General features: G+C 60.2%; 1 protein-coding gene and 1 pseudogene. Both read right to left on the reverse strand.

Annotated features, from left to right (window positions below; genetic code table 11):
• Positions 1 to 16: 16 nt before the first annotated feature.
• The gene (locus GGD90_RS17775; protein WP_322741745.1) at positions 17 to 1,060 is read right to left on the reverse strand and encodes an IS3 family transposase; all 1,044 of its coding nucleotides are present in this window, start codon (positions 1,058 to 1,060) and stop codon (positions 17 to 19) included.
• Positions 988 to 1,137 (reverse strand): annotated as a pseudogene (locus GGD90_RS18360) (transposase); the annotation flags it as partial. The pseudogene GGD90_RS18360 and the gene GGD90_RS17775, both read right to left, overlap by 73 nt.
• Between the last annotated feature and the right edge of the window lie 68 nt (positions 1,138 to 1,205).

Consider the following 1,205-nt stretch of genomic DNA (forward strand, 5'->3'; position numbering starts at 1 on the left):
CGACGTCCCCCCGTTTTCAGTAGCAGCGAGCTTTAGAGTCCGAGGCTAATGTAGCCGATTTCCGGATGAGTGATTCGGCATAGGCGGCAGGCGTCAAGCCGCCCAGAGATTTCTTCGGTCGTTCCTCGTTGTATTCGCGGCGCCAGCGTTCGATGACGACCTGGGCATGGCGCAGGCTGGTGAACCAATGCTCGTTGAGACACTCGTCGCGGAAGCGTCCGTTGAACGACTCGATGTAAGCGTTCTGGTTTGGTTTGCCGGGCTCGATCAGGAACAACTGCACTCCTCGCGCGTGCGCCCAGTTCAACATCGCCCGGCTGCAGAACTCCTTGCCGTTGTCGGTTCGGATGGCTTTGGGCAAGCCACGCGTTCCGGCCAGTTGATCAAGAACTCGCGTCAGGTACATACCGCCCATCGCCCGCTCAGGAACGATGGCGACCGCTTCGTGGGTGGCGTCATCGACGATGGTCAGATTCTTGATGACGCGACCTTCTGCTGTTCGGTCGAAGACGAAATCCATCGACCACACCTGGTTGGCAGCCAGTGGGCGTGCCAGCGGGTGGCGGTCGGCGACTGGAATCTTCTTCCGCTTGCGCCGCCGCACTTGCAGACCGGCCTCGGCATAGAGCCGATCGACCCGCTTGTGATTGACGACCTCTCCGGCCTGAAGCAACTTCAGGTAGATCATCCCGGCGCCGTAGCGCCGGTGGCGATGGGCCAGGGCGATGATCTTCGCCTGCAAAGCGGCATTGCGGTCCGTCACCGGCCGGTAACGGAATGCGCTCGGGCTCATGCCAACAAAGCGAAGTGACCTCCGCTCGCTCAGCCCTTGATTGATCAGATGGCGCACCAGATCACGTCGTGACGGTGCGCTCACCACTTTTTTCTCAGGGCTTCCTTGGCGATCTCGTTTTCCAGCATCGTTTCGGCCAGCAGCTTCTTCAAGCGCGTGTTTTCCGCTTCGAGCTCCTTGAGCCGCTTGGCGTCCGACACAGTCATCCCGCCAAACTTGCTTCGCCACAGGTAGTAGCTTGCCTCCGAGAAGGCGTGCTTGCGGCACAGCTCCGCGACCGGCATCCCGGCCTCCGCTTCCCGCAGGAAGCCAATGATCTGTTCTTCGGTAAAGCGCTTCTTCATGTCCAATCTCCTTGTCGTCGTGGATTGGACTCTAAAGTCACGCGCTACTCAATTCGGGGGGGACGTCG

Source organism: Rhodocyclus tenuis, assembly GCF_014197755.1.
Taxonomy (GTDB): Bacteria; Pseudomonadota; Gammaproteobacteria; order Burkholderiales; family Rhodocyclaceae; genus Rhodocyclus; species Rhodocyclus tenuis.